This window comes from Flavobacterium pectinovorum (assembly GCF_900142715.1).
Taxonomy (GTDB): Bacteria; Bacteroidota; Bacteroidia; order Flavobacteriales; family Flavobacteriaceae; genus Flavobacterium; species Flavobacterium pectinovorum.
The window spans coordinates 1,436,144-1,455,743 of record NZ_FRBX01000001.1 but is presented as its reverse complement, the minus strand read 5'-3'; the positions used below and the strand labels follow the sequence as shown (position 1 = coordinate 1,455,743).

17 protein-coding genes are annotated in these 19,600 nt (G+C 33.9%); 2 read left to right on the top strand and 15 right to left on the bottom strand.

Annotated elements, in window-relative coordinates:
• Window positions 1-127: 127 nt before the first annotated feature.
• The 3 genes from ilvD to BUE22_RS06260 form a co-directional block, all read right to left on the bottom strand.
• Window positions 128-1,801, bottom strand: coding sequence for a dihydroxy-acid dehydratase (gene ilvD / locus BUE22_RS06270; RefSeq protein WP_042567005.1), 1,674 nt, complete (start codon window positions 1,799-1,801; stop codon window positions 128-130).
• Between the two features lie 266 nt (window positions 1,802-2,067).
• Window positions 2,068-3,186, bottom strand: a complete 1,119-nt coding sequence (gene leuB, locus BUE22_RS06265; protein ID WP_073394189.1) for a 3-isopropylmalate dehydrogenase — start codon at window positions 3,184-3,186, stop codon at window positions 2,068-2,070.
• Between the two features lie 104 nt (window positions 3,187-3,290).
• A complete protein-coding gene (locus BUE22_RS06260; protein WP_073394292.1) occupies window positions 3,291-4,466 on the bottom strand; it encodes a 2-isopropylmalate synthase in 1,176 nt (391 codons plus the stop codon).
• A 155-nt stretch (window positions 4,467-4,621) separates the two neighbouring features.
• On the opposite strand from BUE22_RS06260, the gene BUE22_RS06255 reads away from it, so the two are divergent.
• Window positions 4,622-6,166, top strand: coding sequence for a hypothetical protein (locus BUE22_RS06255; RefSeq protein ID WP_073394188.1), 1,545 nt, complete (start codon window positions 4,622-4,624; stop codon window positions 6,164-6,166).
• Window positions 6,167-6,273: 107 nt separating this feature from the next.
• On the opposite strand, the gene BUE22_RS06250 is transcribed toward BUE22_RS06255, so the two are convergent.
• From BUE22_RS06250 to BUE22_RS06240, 3 genes are all read right to left on the bottom strand, one after another.
• A complete protein-coding gene (locus BUE22_RS06250; protein ID WP_073394187.1) occupies window positions 6,274-6,456 on the bottom strand; it encodes a hypothetical protein in 183 nt (60 codons plus the stop codon).
• 280 nt (window positions 6,457-6,736) lie between these two features.
• Entirely contained in the window at window positions 6,737-8,392 is a 1,656-nt protein-coding gene (locus BUE22_RS06245) for a M1 family metallopeptidase (protein ID WP_073394291.1), read from the bottom strand.
• Window positions 8,393-8,548: 156 nt separating this feature from the next.
• Entirely contained in the window at window positions 8,549-10,204 is a 1,656-nt protein-coding gene (locus BUE22_RS06240) for a M1 family metallopeptidase (protein WP_073394186.1), read from the bottom strand.
• A 159-nt stretch (window positions 10,205-10,363) separates the two neighbouring features.
• Here BUE22_RS06240 and BUE22_RS06235 point away from each other — a divergent pair, with 159 nt between their 5' ends.
• The gene (locus tag BUE22_RS06235; RefSeq protein WP_073394185.1) at window positions 10,364-11,062 is read left to right on the top strand and encodes a carbohydrate-binding family 9-like protein; all 699 of its coding nucleotides are present in this window, start codon (window positions 10,364-10,366) and stop codon (window positions 11,060-11,062) included.
• Between the two features lie 290 nt (window positions 11,063-11,352).
• On the opposite strand, the gene hisIE is transcribed toward BUE22_RS06235, so the two are convergent.
• From hisIE to hisG, 9 genes are all read right to left on the bottom strand, one after another.
• The gene (gene hisIE, locus BUE22_RS06230) at window positions 11,353-11,952 is read right to left on the bottom strand and encodes a bifunctional phosphoribosyl-AMP cyclohydrolase/phosphoribosyl-ATP diphosphatase HisIE (RefSeq protein ID WP_317043529.1); all 600 of its coding nucleotides are present in this window, start codon (window positions 11,950-11,952) and stop codon (window positions 11,353-11,355) included.
• A gap of 137 nt (window positions 11,953-12,089) precedes the next feature.
• Window positions 12,090-12,845, bottom strand: coding sequence for an imidazole glycerol phosphate synthase subunit HisF (hisF, locus tag BUE22_RS06225; RefSeq protein ID WP_073394183.1), 756 nt, complete (start codon window positions 12,843-12,845; stop codon window positions 12,090-12,092).
• Between the two features lie 99 nt (window positions 12,846-12,944).
• A complete protein-coding gene (locus BUE22_RS06220; protein WP_073394182.1) occupies window positions 12,945-13,256 on the bottom strand; it encodes an NIPSNAP family protein in 312 nt (103 codons plus the stop codon).
• A gap of 104 nt (window positions 13,257-13,360) precedes the next feature.
• On the bottom strand, window positions 13,361-14,086 hold the full coding sequence (gene hisA, locus BUE22_RS06215) for a 1-(5-phosphoribosyl)-5-[(5-phosphoribosylamino)methylideneamino]imidazole-4-carboxamide isomerase (RefSeq protein WP_073394181.1): 726 nt from the start codon (window positions 14,084-14,086) through the stop codon (window positions 13,361-13,363).
• Window positions 14,087-14,185: 99 nt separating this feature from the next.
• Window positions 14,186-14,776, bottom strand: a complete 591-nt coding sequence (hisH, locus tag BUE22_RS06210) for an imidazole glycerol phosphate synthase subunit HisH (RefSeq protein WP_073394180.1) — start codon at window positions 14,774-14,776, stop codon at window positions 14,186-14,188.
• Window positions 14,777-14,858: 82 nt separating this feature from the next.
• Complete coding sequence (gene hisB, locus BUE22_RS06205; RefSeq protein WP_073394179.1) at window positions 14,859-15,995, bottom strand: bifunctional histidinol-phosphatase/imidazoleglycerol-phosphate dehydratase HisB; 1,137 nt, start codon at window positions 15,993-15,995, stop codon at window positions 14,859-14,861.
• 117 nt (window positions 15,996-16,112) lie between these two features.
• Window positions 16,113-17,159: a histidinol-phosphate transaminase gene (gene hisC, locus BUE22_RS06200; RefSeq protein ID WP_073394178.1), complete on the bottom strand. Its 1,047-nt coding sequence runs from the start codon at window positions 17,157-17,159 to the stop codon at window positions 16,113-16,115.
• A gap of 121 nt (window positions 17,160-17,280) precedes the next feature.
• On the bottom strand, window positions 17,281-18,564 hold the full coding sequence (gene hisD / locus BUE22_RS06195; protein WP_073394177.1) for a histidinol dehydrogenase: 1,284 nt from the start codon (window positions 18,562-18,564) through the stop codon (window positions 17,281-17,283).
• Window positions 18,565-18,666: 102 nt separating this feature from the next.
• A complete protein-coding gene (hisG, locus tag BUE22_RS06190) occupies window positions 18,667-19,524 on the bottom strand; it encodes an ATP phosphoribosyltransferase (RefSeq protein ID WP_042567020.1) in 858 nt (285 codons plus the stop codon).
• Window positions 19,525-19,600: the final 76 nt, after the last annotated feature.

Below are 19,600 nucleotides of genomic sequence, written 5' to 3'. Positions count from 1 at the left end.
ATCAATTTCAAAATTCAATGGCAATGGCAAAATTCAATTTTAATTATAAATTTTAAATTGATTTTTGATTTATTGCTATTTGATTTTTGATATTGTAATTGTCATTGATTTTGATATTGTTATTTAATTAATTATCGGTAACGCAACCTGTTGAAGCGCTTGAAACCGATCTGGCATATTTAAGTAAAACTCCTTTTGTAACTTTTAACGGCGGTTGTACCCAAGCCGCTTTTCTTGCTGCAAATTCTTCGTCAGATATTTTCAGGTCGATAGTATTTTTTACTGCATCGATCGCGATCAAATCACCATCTTTTACAAGTGCAATACCACCACCATCAAAAGCTTCTGGTGTAACGTGTCCTACGACAAAGCCATGTGAACCTCCAGAGAACCTGCCGTCTGTAATAAGAGCGCAGCTGCTTCCTAATCCGGCACCAATAATCGCCGATGTTGGTTTTAGCATCTCAGGCATCCCCGGACCACCTTTTGGTCCACAATACCTGATGACGACTACATTACCCGGTTTTATTTTTCCGGCTTGTAAACCTGGAATTACTTCAAATTCTCCTTCAAAAACTACAGCCGGACCTTCAAAATATTCTCCTTCTTTTCCGCTGATTTTTGCTACAGCACCTTCAGAAGCAAGATTTCCGTATAAAATCTGAATATTTCCTGTTGGTTTTAATGCTTTTTGAATTTCGTGAATTACTTCTTGTCCATCTTGTAAATCCGGAGTTGAAGCTAAATTTTCAGCAACTGTTTTTCCGGTTACTGTTAAACAATCTCCATGAATAAGTCCTACTTTCAATAAATATTTCATTACAGAAGGAATTCCTCCAACCTCATGAATATCTTCCATCATATATTTACCACTTGGTTTCATATCAGCCAGAACTGGTGTTCTGTCGTTAATTGCCTGAAAATCATCTAAAGTAATTTTGATATCAACAGCGTGAGCCATTGCAATTAAGTGCATAACTGCATTTGTAGAACCTCCTAAAACTGCTACAATTGTAATAGCATTTTCAAAAGCCTTACGAGTCATGATATCTCTTGGCTTAATATCTTTTTCTAATAAAATTTTGATTGCTTCTCCTGCAGCCAGACACTCGTCTCTTTTTTCCTGACTCAAAGCCGGGTTTGAAGAACTGTAAGGCAAACTCATTCCTAATGCTTCAATTGCAGAAGACATAGTATTTGCTGTATACATTCCACCGCAAGCACCAGCACCGGGGCATGCATTTTGAATAACTCCTTTAAAATCTTCGGGAGTAATTTCGTTTTTTACTCTTTTTCCTAAAGCTTCAAAAGCAGATACAATATTCAAAGATTCACCTTTCCATTTTCCAGAGTGAATTGATCCGCCGTAAACCATCATCGCCGGGCGATTTAATCTTCCCATTGCGATTAAGGCTCCAGGCATATTTTTATCACAACCCGGAATTGCAATTACACCATCATACCATTGTGCTCCCACAACAGTTTCAATAGAATCTGCAATAACATCACGAGAAACCAATGAATAACGCATTCCTTCTGTACCGTTTGAAATTCCGTCACTTACACCAATAGTATTAAAAATAAGTCCGACCAGATCTGCATCCCAGACACCTTTTTTGACATCTTTTGCCAAATCATTCAGGTGCATGTTACAAGTATTTCCATCGTAGCCCATGCTAACAATACCAACTTGTGCTTTTTTCAAATCTTCTTCAGTTAAACCAATCCCGTACAACATAGCTTGCGCTGCAGGTTGTGTTTGATCTTGAGTGATGGTTTTGCTGTACTTATTTAATTCCATTATTGTATTATTTTTTTAATTTTTATTCAAAAAAAAACCTTCCAGTATTTGGAAGGTTTCTAATATAGTTTTTCAATTATATTTATACCATTCCCGATGCAGATGTGCTAAACACATTGACAACAATGACAGAAGTAATAATAATTGAGATTTGCATCATTTATTTTTTAGTGTTACAAAAGTATGAAAACTTTAAGAACTAAAAAAATAAAATCTCAACATTTACAGTACTTCTTGTTATTTATTTCAATTTTTTAATAAAAAAATTAAACAATCGTCGATTGTCCGATATGAACGTTGTCATTTCTAAAATATAACAGATCGTCTTTGCTGAAAATAAAATTGGAAACAAATTCCCCTACTTCATTTGTACCGAATTTTGAATCTGGTTTTAAATCAACAGTAACTACTTTATATTCAATTGCTTTTTCAATAGCTTTGTAAATCACATTAGCTTCTTTAAATAATCCGAAATGCTCTAACAACATCGCTGCTGATAAAATAGAAGCAATTGGATTGGCAATATTTTTTCCTTTTGCCTGAGGATAAGAACCGTGAATTGGCTCAAACAAAGCATTTTTTTCTCCTAAAGATGCTGAAGCCAATAAACCAATAGAACCTGTAATTACGCTGGCTTCATCTGATAAAATATCTCCAAATAAATTCTCTGTCAAAATCACATCAAATTGTCTCGGATTTAAAATAATCTGCATCGCTGCGTTATCTACAAACAAAAAGTCTAAAGCAACATCAGGATAATTTTCGCTCACTTTTTGAACTACTTTTCTCCATAATCTTGAGGTTTCCAAAACATTTGCTTTATCTACCATTGTCAGCTTTTTGCGTCGGTTTTGTGCCGATTTAAAAGCTAAATGTGCAATTCTGGTGATTTCTTCTTCTGAATATTCACATAAATCCGAAGCGTGTGTTCCTTCTTCATTTAATGTTTTTGCTCCAAAATAAGCACCACCTGTTAATTCTCTGAAAATAGTAAAATCAGCTCCTTCGATAATTTCTCTTTTTAAAGGAGAAGCATCAAGTAATGATTTATAAGGTTTTATAGGACGAATGTTGGCAAACAACCCCAGTTCTTTACGAAGCTTTAATAATCCCTGCTCCGGACGAACTTTTGCATTTGGATTATTGTCATATTTAGGATCGCCAATAGCGCCAAATAAAACAGCATCAGTATTTAAACAAAGATTTAGCGTTTGTTCAGGCAACGGATTTCCCGTTTTGTCAATTGCGATTGCTCCCATGAGCGCTTCTTCAAAAACAAATTCATGATTGTACACCTCGCCAATGGCGTATAAAGCTTTTTTGGCTTGTAAAATTACTTCCGGTCCAATTCCGTCTCCTGGTAAAACTGCTATTTTCAAATTCATAACGTCTCGTTCTTTATGTATTTAAATCTTTATTTTTTGTCTTTGTTCTTTCGTCTTTCTTCTATTATCTTTCTTCTATATTCTATATTCTATATTCTTCCCAACTAGCTTCTAACTAATTCGTCCTGAATTTTAGCAGCTTCGATAATCTGATGAATATCAGCATCTAAAACTTCTTTTTTAATATCGGCAAATTTCAAAAACTCGATGTATACAATGTCTAATTGTACTTTTGTAAGCTCGTAACCTACTTTTTTAGCACGATAAGCCAAAGCAGCTCTTCCGCTTCTTGCTGTAAGGATAATTGACGATTCATTTACACCCACATCAAGCGGGTCCATGATTTCGTAAGTTGCTCTGTTTTTGATCACTCCATCCTGGTGAATACCTGAACTGTGTGCAAAAGCATTTGCACCAACAATGGCTTTATTTGGCTGAACAATCATTCCCATACTTTCAGAAACCAAACGACTCATTTCGTTCAATTCTCTTGTATTGATGTTTGTGTCTAAATTAAGGTAAGGATGCTGTTTGAAAATCATAACCACTTCTTCAAGTGCTGTGTTTCCTGCTCTTTCACCAATACCGTTAATAGTACATTCTATTTGTCTTGCTCCATTTATCGCACCTGCAATAGAGTTTGCAGTTGCCATTCCTAAATCATTATGACAGTGACATGAAAGGATTACGTTTTCGATTCCTTTTACGTTTTCTTTTAAATATTTAATCTTTGCTCCGTATTCTTCAGGTAAGCAATATCCTGTGGTATCAGGGATATTTAATACGGTTGCACCCGATTTAATTACTTCTTCACAAACCTTTGCAAGGAAAGCATTGTCGGTTCTTCCGGCATCTTCTGCATAAAACTCAACATCTTCTACATAAGATTTTGCGTGTGCTACAGCATATTTTGCTCTTGCAATAATATCTTCTGGTGTGGTATTTAATTTGTGGAGTATATGAGATTGCGATGTTCCGATTCCAGTGTGGATTCTAGGTCTTTTAGCATGCTTTAAAGCTGCTGCAGCAACATCAATGTCGTTTTTCACGGCTCTTGTTAGTCCGCAGACGGTTGCATTTTCTACAATTTTACAAATCTCAGAGACCGATAAAAAATCGCCCGGACTTGACACAGGAAAACCCGCTTCGATAACGTCAACTCCCATTTTGTCAAGTCGTTCTGCGATAACTAATTTTTGTTTAGTATCTAACTTACATCCTGGAACTTGTTCACCATCGCGCAAAGTGGTGTCAAAAATTTGAACTTTCTCTCTATTCATATTCATTTATTTAATGTAATTTCACATCTTGATAACAAATATATATTGTACTTCTACAGTACGAAATTCATTTTAATGAAATTATACTGTTTATAACACAATTTATAACGTATTAAATAACTAAAAACCAACAAGTTACACTATTATATTTTACAATGGCTAACCATCAAAAAGATTTCTTATTTGTATTAATAAAATCGCTTTCGAAATCTGAAAAAAGACAGTTTAAAATTTTTGCAAGCCGATTAGAAACAAGTTCGAACACCAAATTCATCGAATTATTCAACATTTTAGATAAATCTGAAACCTACGATGAAAAGCTTATTTTAAAAAGCGGAATAATCAAAAAAGTACAGCTATCTAACTTAAAATCATATTTGTACAAACAAATTTTAGTCAGTATTAGACTGAATATTCCCAGCCAGAATATTCGGTATCAATTGCGTGAACAAATAGATTTTGCCGTTATTCTTTATAATAAAGGATTGTATAAACAGAGCTTGAAAATTCTGGATAAAACAAAAATCGTTGCGCTTGAAAATGATGAAAAATATATGGCCTATGAAATTGTTGAGTTCGAAAAACTAATAGAATCTCAATATATTACACGAAGTATTCAGGGTCGCGCCGATGAATTGGTGATTCAGGCAAAAGAATTGAATTACAGAAATACAATTTCCAGTAAATTATCAAACTTATCACTGCAATTGTACGGAATCATGCTAAAAACAGGTTACGTAAAAAGCGATGAAGAGTATAAATATATTGACGATTATTTTAATAAACATATTGCAAAACTAGACGAAAGCAAATTTGGTTTCCGCGAGAAATACTGGTATTACAATGCAAATCTTTGGCGCAGTTTTCTGGTTCAGGATTTTCTGGCGAGTTACAAATACGCTTATAAATGGGTTACCTTATTTTATGATAATCCGAATATGATTTATCAAAATCCGGTGTTTTTTCTAAAAGGAAATCATTACTTTTTAGAGTCTTTATATATGTTGAAATACAAATCGAATTTCAAGAAATATTTAACTCTTATGGAGGAAACCATTGAGGATCCTAAATTTCCTGTAAATGACAACATTGCATCGCTATCATTTTTATACATTTACAATAATAAGCTCAATTTACATATTCTCGAAGGTACTTTTGCCGAAAGCGAATATTTGATTCCGGAGATTTTAGACAAATTAAAAATTCACAGCGAACATCTCGATGAACATCACGAAATGTTGTTTTTCTATAAAATTGCTTCTATTTATTTTGGAAACGAAAAATACACAGAATGCATTTATTATTTAGATAAAATCATCAATAACAAAAACTTAACCATGCGCGAAGACTTAATGTGTTTCGCCAGACTTTTGTCGTTGATCGCACATTATGAATTAGGAAAAGATTATTATTTAGAAAATAATATTAAAAACACCTATAAGTTTCTAATAAAAATGAACGACTTACACGAAGTTCAAAAAGAGATTATTAAGTTCCTAAGAAGTCTGAATAACCTTTATCCTGCAGATATTAAAAAGGAATTCAAAAAAATGCACACCCGTTTTGTAGAACTTGAAAAAAACACTTACGAAAAGAGAGCTTTCCTTTATTTAGACATTATTTCCTGGCTGGAAAGCAAAATCGAGAATAGAAAAATTGCTGATATTATTAAGGAAAAGGCGAAGTTGAATAGCCGTTAATCTGTAAAATTCCAAATTTTTATCCCGAAGCTTCGGGACCAAATTCCAACGCATATGAGAAACCCGACAGGTTTTAAAAACCTGTCGGGTTTAACTTTTAAGGCGTTTTATCTACAATAGCAACAAACCGTAGTTCCAGGCTGACATACATCTCCTCTACCCGGCGTATTCGAAATAACTCCTCCAGCTTCGCCGCATAGTATAACGCATAAAGGAATACCTCCCGAAATAGATTTTTGAGCATTTTTACTTAGAATTTCAACGTTTTTTAGGTTTTTTAAATTTTTCATAATTGTTTGATTTGTTTTTGTTTCCTACTCTTAAAGCTTTTCGGATTACGCTTTATTTATTCATTTTCAGATTAATAGAATCTAAAGTAGGAAATAAAACGGTAATATTCGTACAAATAATACAATTAACACAATGAAGAAATCTTAATAAAAATTCCAATATTTAAATCCCAAATTCCAAATGGTTTGCGTAAAGGTCTTTGCGCAAAATTATCGTATAAAAAATCCCAAACTCCATTAATTGGAATTTGGGATTTAAATATTGGAATTTTAAAAAAGTTTATTCTACAATATTAGAACTCGTTACATAAAAATCTTTATCAACTTCTAAAGTTCTGTTTTCATTAGTAGTTTTCTCAGATTGCCATTCTGTAGTTGGTTTCAACCATGTTTCTACCCCGTTAATTTTTACTTTTACCGGCATATCAAACTTCGAAACACAATTTGTCCAATGATAACCTAATGTTCCATTTTTAAAAATATATTCAAAAACCGGAATTTGAGTTGTAGTCAAATATTGAGCAAAAACTCTGTTGAAATTAATTCCTGATTGTGTATTGATATAATCTTCAATTTGTTTAGAAGTAACTGTTTGGTGATAAAACGTACTGTTTAAACCTCTCAAAATCGATTTCCATTTTGCATCATTATTGATAATCTGACGAATCGTGTGCAGCATATTTGCACCTTTTGGATACATATCGCCAGATCCTTCATTATTTACATCATAATGTCCGATAATTGGCGTGTCGTTATGAATATTTTTTCTACAGCCTCTTACGTATTCAGCTCCGGCTTCTTTACCATAATAATATTCCACAAAAAGACTTTCAGAATAGTTTGTGAAACTCTCGTGAATCCACATATCAGCAATGTCCTTATATGTAATATTGTTCGCAAACCATTCGTGACCAGATTCATGAATAATGATAAAATCAAATTTTAATCCCCAGCCCGTTCCGCTTAAATCACGACCTAAATAACCATTTTTATATTCATTTCCGTAAGTTACGCTGCTTTGGTGCTCCATACCTAAATATGGCGCTTCTACCAATTTGTAACTGTCTTCGTAAAACGGATAAGGTCCAAACCAGTTTTCAAACGCTTTTAGCATTCTTGGTGCATCTTTAAATTGTTCTTTGGCTACAGCCAAATTATCACGTAAAACATAATAATTACAATCTAAATCACCTTTTTCACCTTTATATTTCTCAGAAAAATTAACGTAATCACCAATATTAATGTTTACACCATAGTTATTAATTGGGTTTGAAACATACCAATTAAAGGTTTTAGTTCCATCTTTTTGTTTTTTAACGCTTTGTAATCTTCCATTAGAAACATCCGTTAAATCTCCCGGAACATTTACGCTAATCAACATATTTTCGACTTCATCATACATATGATCTTTGTTTGGCCACCAAATACTTGCGCCTAAACCCTGACAAGATGAAGCGATAAAATCTTTTCCGTTTTTGTCCTTTTTCCATGTAATTCCTCCGTCCCAAGGTGGTTTAATGGCTTCTTTAGGTTTTCCGCCAAATGAAATTACGATTTCTTTCGTTTCACCTACTTTTTGAGCAGCTGCTAAATCTATAAAAAAAGCATTTCCGTCTCTTTTAAACTTCAATTCTTTTCCGTTTTGTGTTACTTTGTAAATTTGCATTGGCTCCTGCAAATCGATCTGCATTTTATTATACGAAGTCAAAACAGTATAACGAACGGTATTTGAACCTGTAATCGTTTTTTCAGAAGGATTTACCTTAACATCAAGATGATAGTATTTTAAATCCCACCAGGCTCTTTCTTTTGTAATGCTTCCGCGAAGTGTATCCTGATGTGTAAAAACCGTTTCAGACTTGTTTAAAAGTCCTTGGGCATTTGTAGTAAAACAAACCAAAAAGGCAATAAAAAAGCCTCCAAAGTAATTTTTCATAATGGTAGAAATTGAAATAATAACGTATTTATAGAACTTAATCTTCACAAAAGTAAACATTCGAATTAAGTTTTCTCAAATTTTATGATTTAGGGATAAAAAAGAAACCCAACAAATATTAAACTTGTTGGGTTTCTTTCTAAATATATTAGAAATCTAATTTGTAATATTAAATTCTGTGATATAAAAGTTTTTATCAACGATTAGAGTTGGTTTATCACCTTTTATATCTTCTATTTTCCAGTCTGGTGTAGGTTTAAGCCAGGTTTCAACACCGTTTAAAGTTACTTTTAATGACAAATCAAATTTTTCGACACAATTTATCCAGTGATAAACTAATTTTTGATCCTTAAAATAATATTCAAAAGTAGGCACATTTGGCGTTCTTAAATATTGATTAAAGACATTACTAAAATCAATTCCTGCTTGCTTACTGATGTAATCTTCAATTTGTTTTGTAGTAACCGTTTGGTGATAAAATGTACTATTCAAGCCTCTTAAAATTGATTTCCATTTTGCATCATCATTTATGACCTGACGTATTGTATGAATCATATTTGCTCCTTTCGGGTACATATCTCCAGATCCTTCGACATTAACATCATAATAACCAATAATTGGTTTCTTATTGGTAATCATTTTTCGAATTCCTCTTATATATTCATTCGCAGCTTCTTTTCCATAATAATATTCCACAAAAAGCGCTTCAGAATAAGTTGTAAAACTCTCATGAATCCACATATCAGCAATGTCTTTATACGTAATATTATTGGCAAACCATTCATGTCCAGATTCGTGAATGATAATATAATCATACTTCAATCCCCAGCCGCTTCCGCTAATATCAGTACCATTATATCCTTTTGTATAGTTATTTCCATAAGTCACACTACTTTGATGCTCCATTCCTAAGTACGGCGCTTCTACCAACTTGTAACTGTCTTCGTAAAACGGATAAGGTCCGAACCAGTTTTCAAACGCTTTTAGCATTCTTGGCGCGTCTTTAAAATGTTCTTTGGCTTTAGCCAAATTATCACGTAAAACATAATAACTACAGTCTAAATCGCCTTTTTCTCCTTTATATTTTTCAGAGAAATTTACGTAATCTCCAATATTAATATTAACTCCATAATTGTTAATCGGGTTCAAAACATACCAGTTAAAGGTCTTAGTTCCATCTTTTTGCTTTTTCACACTTTGCAATCTTCCATTAGAAACATCCGTTAAATCTCCGGGAACATTTACACTAATTAGCATATTTTCCACTTCATCATACATATGGTCTTTGCACGGCCACCAAACGCTCGCGCCCAATCCCTGACAAGTTGAAGCAATAAAATCTTTTCCGTTTTTATCTTTTTTCCACGTAAGCCCTCCATCCCACGGCGGACGAACGGCTTCTTTAGGTTTTCCTCCAAATGAAACTACAATTTCCTTCGTTTCACCCACTTTTTGTGCAGCCGTTAATTCAATAAAAAAAGCATTTCCATTTCTCTCAAATTTCAATTCTTTACCATCCTGCGTTACCTTGTAAATTTGCATTGGTTCCTGCAAATCAATCTGCATCGTATTATTTTCTGCTAAAACAGAATAACGAACTGTGTTAGACCCTGTAATGGTTTTCTCAGCCGGATTTACTTTAATATCAAGATGATAGTATTTCAAATCCCACCAGGCTCTTTCTTTTGTGATGCTTCCGCGAAGTGTATCCTGATGTGTAAAAACTGTTCCGGACTTTTTTAAAAGTCCTTGAGCATTGGCAGAAAAACCAATCAAAAAAGCGATAAAAACGCCAACGAAGTATTTTTTCATTATTGATGAATTTGGGATAAATAAGCTGTTAAACTGAATTTAGTCTTCAACAAAAATAAACATTCGAATCAATTTTTTAATAATTTTGCATTTTATCTTCAGAAAACTTAATATTAAAATTTACTTGTTTTTTGGTCCACTAAAATATTTATACGCCTTATGAAAATTCAAAAAATTGTCACTTTTTTATTTTTAATGTTTTCTTTGATAAACTACGCGCAAATCATTCCGATTTATAAAACAAATGATAAAATAATGATCGATGGTGATTTATCAGACTGGAAAAAACCTTTTTTGGGTCCGTTTGTAATTCACAATTCGGGAGAAAAAGCTACTCAAAATACATTTGTTTCACTTTCGTGGAATGACAAAAACCTTTATATCGCCTATCGTACTGAAGATTCTACAATAATTGGAAGTTCACAAAAGAAAGATTCTAAAATATATGAAACGGATGATTTGGTAGAAATTTTCCTGGATCCCGACGGAAACGGGCAAAATTATCTTGAAATTGGCGTAAATGCTTTCTCTGCAAATTACGATATGCTAATCAATTGCCCATCATCAAATTGTGGTGGCTGGAAAGCATCAATGGCTTTTGATATTTCAGAAATGGAAGCCGTAAGTAAAACAACTCCCGAAGGTTTTTGTACCGAAATTAAAATTCCCTTTTCGAGTTTAGAAAAGATAAAAAACGGCAATTTTACCCAACCAAAAGTCGGCACAAAATGGAATGGAAATGCTTTTAGAATTGATTACGGTAACACAACAGAATATCTTGCATTACAATATTATAAGAGTTTAAAATTTGGTTTTCATCAGCCGGAGGAGTTTGCGGTTTTTGAGTTTATGGAATAGCGATTAAATGGGACGCGGATGACGCGGATTCGCTAAAGCGAAAACGCAGATTAACACTGATTTTTCTTTTTATTATTGTTAGGCTGAGCGGAGTCGAATTGTCAGACCGAGCGGAGTCGAAGTCCAGTTTGCTAAATCATTTTGTGTGGGTTCGACTCCGCTCAGCCTGACACTCAACCACGCTACAAATGACGTTTTTGAATTAAAATAAAATCCGTATGAATCCGCGTCTTTGCATAGCAAATCCGTGTAATCTGCTACCATGACAAAGATTAATTACTTTCTTTAAACTACTTCTGACGCTTTTTCAAAACATCCACAACATCATTCAATTGAAAACCTTTTGCCTGCAATAAAATCAAATAGTGAAACAATAAATCAGCGCTTTCGCTAAGAAATAAATCGTCATTATCATCTTTAGCTTCAATCACAACTTCTACAGCTTCTTCGCCCACTTTTTGAGCAATTTTATTGATTCCTTTTTCGAATAAAGAAGCTACATAACTTTTCTCAGAATCCGCGTTTTCTCTTCTAATTTTGATTGTGTTTTCAAGATCAGAAATAAAACCATAGTTTTCTTTGTTTTCTTCTTGCCAGCAAGTATCTGCGCCTGTGTGACAGGTTGGACCAACAGGTTTTGCCTGAATTAAAAGTGTATCACCGTCACAATCATTTTTGATGCTTACCAGATTCAAAAAGTTGCCACTCTCCTCGCCTTTTGTCCAAAGTCTTTGCTTAGAACGGCTAAAGAAAGTTACTTTTTGCGTTTCTATTGTTTTTTGAAGCGATTCTTCGTTCATATAACCCAGCATTAAAACATTTTTTGTTTCTGAATCCTGAATTATCGCCGGAATCAATCCGTGTGAGCTTTTTATATCTATGTTCATAATTATTTTAGATTTTAGAGTTCAGATTTTAGATTTCTACACTCTATGATTATTTCTTTTAGAATTCGACTTTCGGCTTTAAATCTCCCAGCTAAATTCTTTATTCTATTCTCTTTATTCTATTCTCTTGCTTCTTGCTTCTAAATCCTTACCTCAATATCATTCTTCCTCAATTCTTCTTTCAAACCCTTAATTTCAATCTCCTTAAAGTGAAAAACGCTCGCCGCCAAAGCTGCATCTGCTTTTCCTTCTTTAAAAGAATCAACAAAATGCTGAATATTTCCCGCTCCGCCAGAAGCAATAATCGGAATATTAATTAGTTCTGAAAGTTTAGCCAAAGCTTCGTTTGCAAAACCGTTTTTAGTACCATCATTATCCATTGAAGTGAATAAAATTTCACCTGCACCACGTTCTGCCACTTCTACAGCCCAATCAAATAAATTTAATTCAGTTGGAACTTTTCCGCCAACCAAATGTACAATCCATTGTCCGTTAATTTGTTTGGCGTCTATAGCGACAACAACGCACTGACTTCCGAATTTCTGGGCTAAATCATTAATCAATTGCGGATTTTTTACTGCCGATGAATTAATAGAGACTTTATCAGCGCCGTTATTCAGCAGGATTTCAACATCTTCAACGGATGAAATTCCACCGCCAACCGTAAACGGAATATTGATTTTTTCTGCAACGCTTCGCACCATATTCACCAACGTTTTTCGACGTTCTTCTGTTGCAGAAATATCGAGAAAAACCAATTCATCGGCTCCTTCAGCCGAATAAATTTCTGCCAGTTCTACAGGATCTCCCGCATCGCGCAAGTCAACGAAATTAATGCCTTTCACGGTTCTTCCGTTTTTTATATCCAAACAAGGAATGATTCTTTTTGCTAACATTAATTTAATGTGTTAATTTGAGAATTAGATAATTAGATAATTTTTCACGAAACGCATAAAATTATCTAATTATCTAATTTTCTCATTATCTAATTTTCTTTACTCGAATACAGGACTCAAGAAAGTTCTCTCGTAACTGATGATACATCTGGTATCTTCTGCAAGTTTAAAAGCTTCTACGCATTCTTTATCATCTTTCGAAAACATTTGCTTTCGGTAATTTTCATAAGCTGTTAAACTCGGAAAAGAAAACAATGCATAAGCAATATTATTTGCTCCTTCCGATGGCATAAAATAACCATGATGTTGGCCTCCCAAACGATTTACAATCTTAATCCATCTTTTGCCGTAATCCTCAAAAACGGATAATTGATAAGGATCTATAACGTATTTTAAGTGACATGTTATCATAATATATTTTTAATGTGACAATGAGATAATTAGTCAATTAGATAATTTTAAGCGTATTTAAATAATTATCTAATTTTCTAATTGACACATTATCTAATTGATTCTTATTTTCTAATTATATAATTCTCCAATTGTTTAAGAGTGATTCTACCTTCATAAATTGCTTTCCCAATGATTGTTCCTTCACAGCCTAATTCGGCTAATTTTGGGAGTTCGTCAAAAGTTGAAATTCCTCCCGAAGCAATTAGTTTTACACCTTTGGCTTCTGCTAAAATTTTCTCGTACAAATCAAAACTTGGTCCTTCCAGCATTCCGTCTTTGGCAATATCGGTACAAATAACGTACTGAATTCCTTTGGTTTGATAATCCTGAATAAACGGAATCAAATCTTCATTTGAATCTTCTAACCAACCTGAAACTGCTATTTTTTCGTCTTTTGCATCAGCGCCCAAAATAATTTTATCAGATCCGTATTCTGAAATCCATTTTTCGAAAATGGCTCTGTTTTTTACGGCAATACTTCCGCCGGTTATTTGGTTTGCACCGCTTTCAAAAGCAATTCTCAAATCGTCATCAGATTTTAAGCCTCCGCCAAAATCAATTTTCAAACTGGTTTGATTCGAAATTTGTTCTAATATTTTATAATTAACGATTTTGCTCGATTTTGCTCCATCAAGATCTACTAAATGTAAATATTCGATTCCGTGCGCTTCAAATGATTTCGCAACTTCAAGCGGATTTTCATTGTAAATTATTTTGGTATCGTAATCCCCTTTTGATAAGCGAACACATTTTCCGTCGATGATATCTATGGCTGGTATTATTCTCATTTTTGATATTTTAGATTTTAAATTATTTAAATTTCTGATTTTCTAAAATTGATATTTTGATTGAAATTGATTTTTGATATTGCAATTGGAATTTGGAATTTAAGAAATTGGAATTTTCAAAAAGTTTTCCAGTATTTTCTCCCCAACCGCACCACTTTTTTCCGGGTGAAACTGAGTTCCGTAAAAATTATCTTTTTGTAAAGCCGAAGCATATTCCAGTTCATAATCCGTAGTAGCAATGGCTTCATCGCAATTTGGGGCGTAAAAACTATGCACCAAATACATGAATTCATTCTCCGAAATTCCTTTAAACAAATCCGATTTTAAATCATAAATCTGGTTCCATCCCATTTGGGGCACTTTTACTTTTGAAGTAAATTTAATAACATCAACATCAAAAATCCCCAAACCTTTGGTGTTTCCTTCTTCAGATGATTTGCACATCAATTGCATACCAAGGCAAATACCCAAAACCGGCTGTTTCAATTTCGGAATCAAACTATCCAAACCGCTTTCTCTAAGTTTAGCCATTGCAGAACTCGCCTCGCCTACACCAGGAAAAATAACTTTATCAGCTGCCAGAATTTCTTCAGGATTATTACTCAAAATCGCCTTAAAACCCAGTCTTTCAATAGCAAACATGATGCTCTGGATATTTCCTGCTCCGTAATTTATAATTACTATTTTCATTATCTTTTGTTTCAGGTTTCAAGTTTCAGGTTTCAGGTTGCTGTGCAGAACTTGAAACTTGAAACTTGAAACAATTTTTAACCTAAAGCATTCCCTTTGTCGAAGGCAAAATCATTTTTTCTGTATCTCTTTTCACCGCTACTTTTATTGCTTTCGCAAAAGCTTTAAAAATCGCTTCAATTTTGTGGTGTTCGTTTGTTCCTTCGGCTTTGATGTTGATGTTGGCCTTTGCACCGTCAGAGAAGGACTTAAAGAAGTGATAGAACATCTCTGTTGGCATTTTACCTACCATTTCGCGTTTAAATTCCGTTTCCCAGACCAGCCAGTTTCTTCCACCAAAATCAATAGCAACCTGCGCTAAACAATCATCCATCGGAAGGCAAAATCCGTATCGCTCAATTCCTAATTTGTTTCCTAATGCTTTTGCAAAAACTTCGCCTAAAGCAATTGCGGTATCTTCAATCGTGTGGTGTTCATCAACCTCCAAATCACCTTTTACCAAAATTTCCAAATCCATTTGACCGTGACGCGAAATCTGATCCAACATATGATCAAAGAAAGCAATTCCGGTTTCAATTTTACTTTTTCCAGTTCCGTCCAGATTCAAATCGATAAAAATATCCGTTTCATTGGTTTTACGTGTAATCGATGCTGAACGCGCTTCGAGTTTCAAAAACTCATAAATCCTCTTCCAATCTGTTGTCTGCAAGATAATTGTATCGTTCAGTTCCTCTCTTTTCGTCGAAATTTCATTACTTCCAATTCCGTCAGTCATATTCATGAAAATCGCTTTTGCGCCAAGGTTTTTCGCCAATTCAACATCCGTTAAACGGTCTCCCAAAACAAAAGAATTCGCCAAATCGTATTGCGGATTATCAAGATATTTTGTCAGCATTCCCGTTCTTGGCTTGCGTGTTGGCAAGTTATCTTCCGGAAAAGATCGGTCTACAAAAATTTCATCAAACAAAACTCCTTCATTTTCAAAGGCTTTTAGAATAAAATTCTGCGTTGGCCAAAACGTATCTTCCGGAAAACTATCCGTTCCCAAACCGTCCTGATTGGTTACCATTGCCAATTCATAATCTAATTCACTGACAATTTTAGCCAGATATTGAAAAGCTTTTGGATAAAATTCTAGTTTATCCAAAGCATCTAACTGATAATTTTCAGGTTCTAAAACAATCGTTCCATCACGATCGATAAAAAGTACTTTTTTCATATTTTATATTTTGAGAATAAAGAATATAGAGTAAAGAGAATAGACTTTTCATTCTATATCTAAAGTTGTTACATTTTTTTTATTCGTTCTTTTCTCTATATTCTTTATTCTATTTTCCTATTTCAATAACTTTAATTCTTTAATCAAAATAGCATTTTCCTCTGGAATTCCAATCGTAAAACGCAGACAGTTTTCGCATAAAGGCTGAGTTGTTCTGTTACGAATTACAATTCCTTTTGCAATTAATTCATCGTATCTTTTGTTGGCATTGTCTACTTTCACCAAAACAAAATTCGCTTCTGTAGGATATACTTTTTCCACAAAATTTACCTCAAGTAAAACTTTAAGCAACTCTTCTCTTTGTTCAATAATAGAAGCTATTTCCTGTTTTATTTTATCCGAATCTTTCAAACGTTCAATTGCTCTTTGCTGCGTTAATTCGTTTACATTGTAAGGCGGTTTTATTTTGTTTAAAACTGAAATTACAGCCTCAGAAGCATAACAAATTCCCATGCGAATTCCCGCCAAACCGTATGCTTTTGAAAGCGTTTGTGTAATCACCAAATTTGGATATTCATCAATTTCTGTTAACCAGCTTTCCTTGGCTGAAAAGTCAATATAAGCTTCATCAATTACAACCAAGCCTTTAAAATTCTGAAGCAATTTTACAACGCTTTCATCAGAAAAAGAATTTCCTGTTGGGTTATTTGGCGAACATAAAAAGATGATTTTTGTTTTTTCATCTACAGCTTCTAAAATTTTCTCTACTTGCGGCTGAAAATCTGTCGAAAGCAAAATTTCTCTATTTTCTACTGCATTAATGTTTGCCAAAACACCGTACATTCCATAAGTTGGCGGTAGTGAGATAATATTATCTGTTTTTGGCTCACAAAAAGCCCTGAAAAGTAAATCTAAAACTTCGTCGCTTCCGTTTCCTAATAAAATCTGACTTGATTTTACCATTTTATTCTTTGCCAAAATCGCCTTAACAGAACTCTGCTGCGGATCAGGATAGCGGTTTACACCATTTTGAAACGGATTTTCATTGGCATCCAAAAAAATCATTTGTGCAGTATCAAAATCTTCAAACTCATCTCGCGCAGAAGAATACGGCTTTAATGTTTTTACGTTTTCACGTGTTATTGTATTTATATCGAATTTCATTATCTTAATTTTTTAGAATATAGAAAATAGAATAAAGAGAATAGACTTCTCATTGTATCTGCATAATTCTCTATATTCTTTATTCTATACTCTTTATTCTATACTCTTTATTCTATTTTCTTTACTCTAAACTCTTCAATCTCAAGGTAACAGCATTTTTATGTGCCTGTAAACCCTCGGCTTCAGCCATAACTTCAATGGCGCCGCCGATATTTTGAATTCCTTTTTCTGTTATTTTCTGAAAAGTCATTGATTTCATAAAACTATCCAGATTAACACCGCTGTAATTCTTTGCATATCCGTTTGTTGGCAAAGTATGATTGGTTCCTGAAGCATAATCTCCGGCACTTTCAGGCGTATAATTCCCAATAAAAACCGAACCGGCGTTTACAATTCCGTTGCAATAGAAATCATCAAATTCTGAACAGATAATAAAGTGTTCCGGTCCATATTCGTTGATTAAATCCAAAGCGATCTGATCGTTTTGCACATAAATCAATTTTGAATTTTCAATTGCTTTTTTGGCAATTTCTTTTCTCGGAAGCTCTTCAATTTGAATTTGAATTTCGTTTTCGACAGCATCAATTAATCTTTTCGAAGTCGAAACCAAAATAACCTGACTATCTGTTCCGTGTTCTGCCTGAGATAATAGATCTGAAGCCACAAATGCAGGAACGGCAGTATCATCAGCCACAACTAACAATTCTGATGGCCCTGCAGGCATATCAATCGCAACACCAAACTGAGTTGCCAATTGTTTTGCCACAGTTACAAACTGATTTCCCGGTCCAAAGATCTTGTATACTTTTGGGATTGATTTCGTTCCAAATGTCATTCCGGCAATCGCCTGAATCCCGCCTACTTTTAATATTTTGGTAACGCCGCACAAATTGGCTGCATACAAAATTGCAGGATTTATTTTTCCGTTTTTATCCGGTGGCGAACATAATACAATTTCTTTAGAACCAGCAATTTCTGCAGGAACAGCAAGCATCAAAACGGTCGAAAACAAAGGCGCCGTTCCACCCGGAATATACAATCCTATTTTCTGAATTGGACGTTTTTCCTGCCAGCAATTTACTCCTTCAATTGTTTCTATAGAAATTCTGTCTGTTTTTTGAGCCGCGTGAAATTTATAAATATTGTCTTTTGCTAACTGAATCGCCTCTTTTAATTCGCTTGAAATTAAACTAATAGCTTCTTCGATTTCTGCCGGAGTAACTGCGTAATTTTCTAAAGTAATTCCGTCGAAAATTGAAGTGTATTTTGCTACAGCTTCATCTCCTTTTTTCTGTACTTCTTTAAAAATTTCTTTTACCGTAACTTCGATATCATCGATTGTTTTGGTTGGTCTTTTTAATATTTCTGACCAGGTTTCTGGTTTTGGATTGTCTATTTTATTCATTTATTTTTTGCTTTAAGCTATAAGCTGTAGGCTTTAAGCTTTATTAACTTTATGTTTTTTTGGCTTAAAGCATATTGCCTAAAGCCTAAAGCGGGCAAAGCCCTAAAGAACCATTTTCTCAATTGGGCAAACTAAAATTCCTTCGGCTCCGGCTTCTTTTAGTTTGTCGATTACGTCCCAAAAAGTGTCTTTATCAATTACAGAGTGTACACTGCTCCAGCCTTCCTGAGCCAATGGCAAAACGGTTAAGCTTCGTAAAACCGGTAAAATTTTCCCAATTTCATCGATTTTATCGTTTGGAACGTTCATTAAAATGTATTTTGAATTTCGGGCTCTTAAAACAGATTGTATTCTGAATTTTAAAGTATCGATGTGTTTTTGAATCTCAGGAGAAACTTTTGGTGAAACGGCTAAAACTGCTTCACTTTTCAAAATTACTTCGACTTCTCTCAAATTGTTTTTGAATAAAGTGCTTCCGCTTGAAACAATATCAACGATAGCATCTGCAAGACCAATGTTTGGTGCGATTTCTACAGAACCTGAAATTTGGTGAATATCAACACTTAAACCAAAAGAATTAAAGTATTCGTTTACCGTATTGGGATAGGAAGTTGCAATACGTAAACCTGCTAAATCCTGAATCGAATTGTACTCAAAAGTTTTAGGAACAGCTACAGAAACTTTGCATTTTGAGAATCCAAGTTTTTGGATTACTTCAATATGTTTTCCTTTTTCTACCAATAAATTATCGCCAACAATGGCAAGATCTACTACTCCATCGATTAAATACTGAGGAATGTCTGAGTTTCTCAAGTATAAAACTTCTAAAGGAAAATTGGAAGCTTCTGCTTTTAACTGATCGTTTCCGTTGTTGATCGAAATTCCGCAATCTTTTAAGATCTGAATGCTGTCTTCGTTTAAACGACCTGATTTTTGAATTGCAATTTTTAAAGTACTCATTTTTTTAGTTTTTGTTGAAATTAATAGTTTGAGTACAAAGGATAAGAATTAAAAAACCCGTTTGATGTACTCAAAC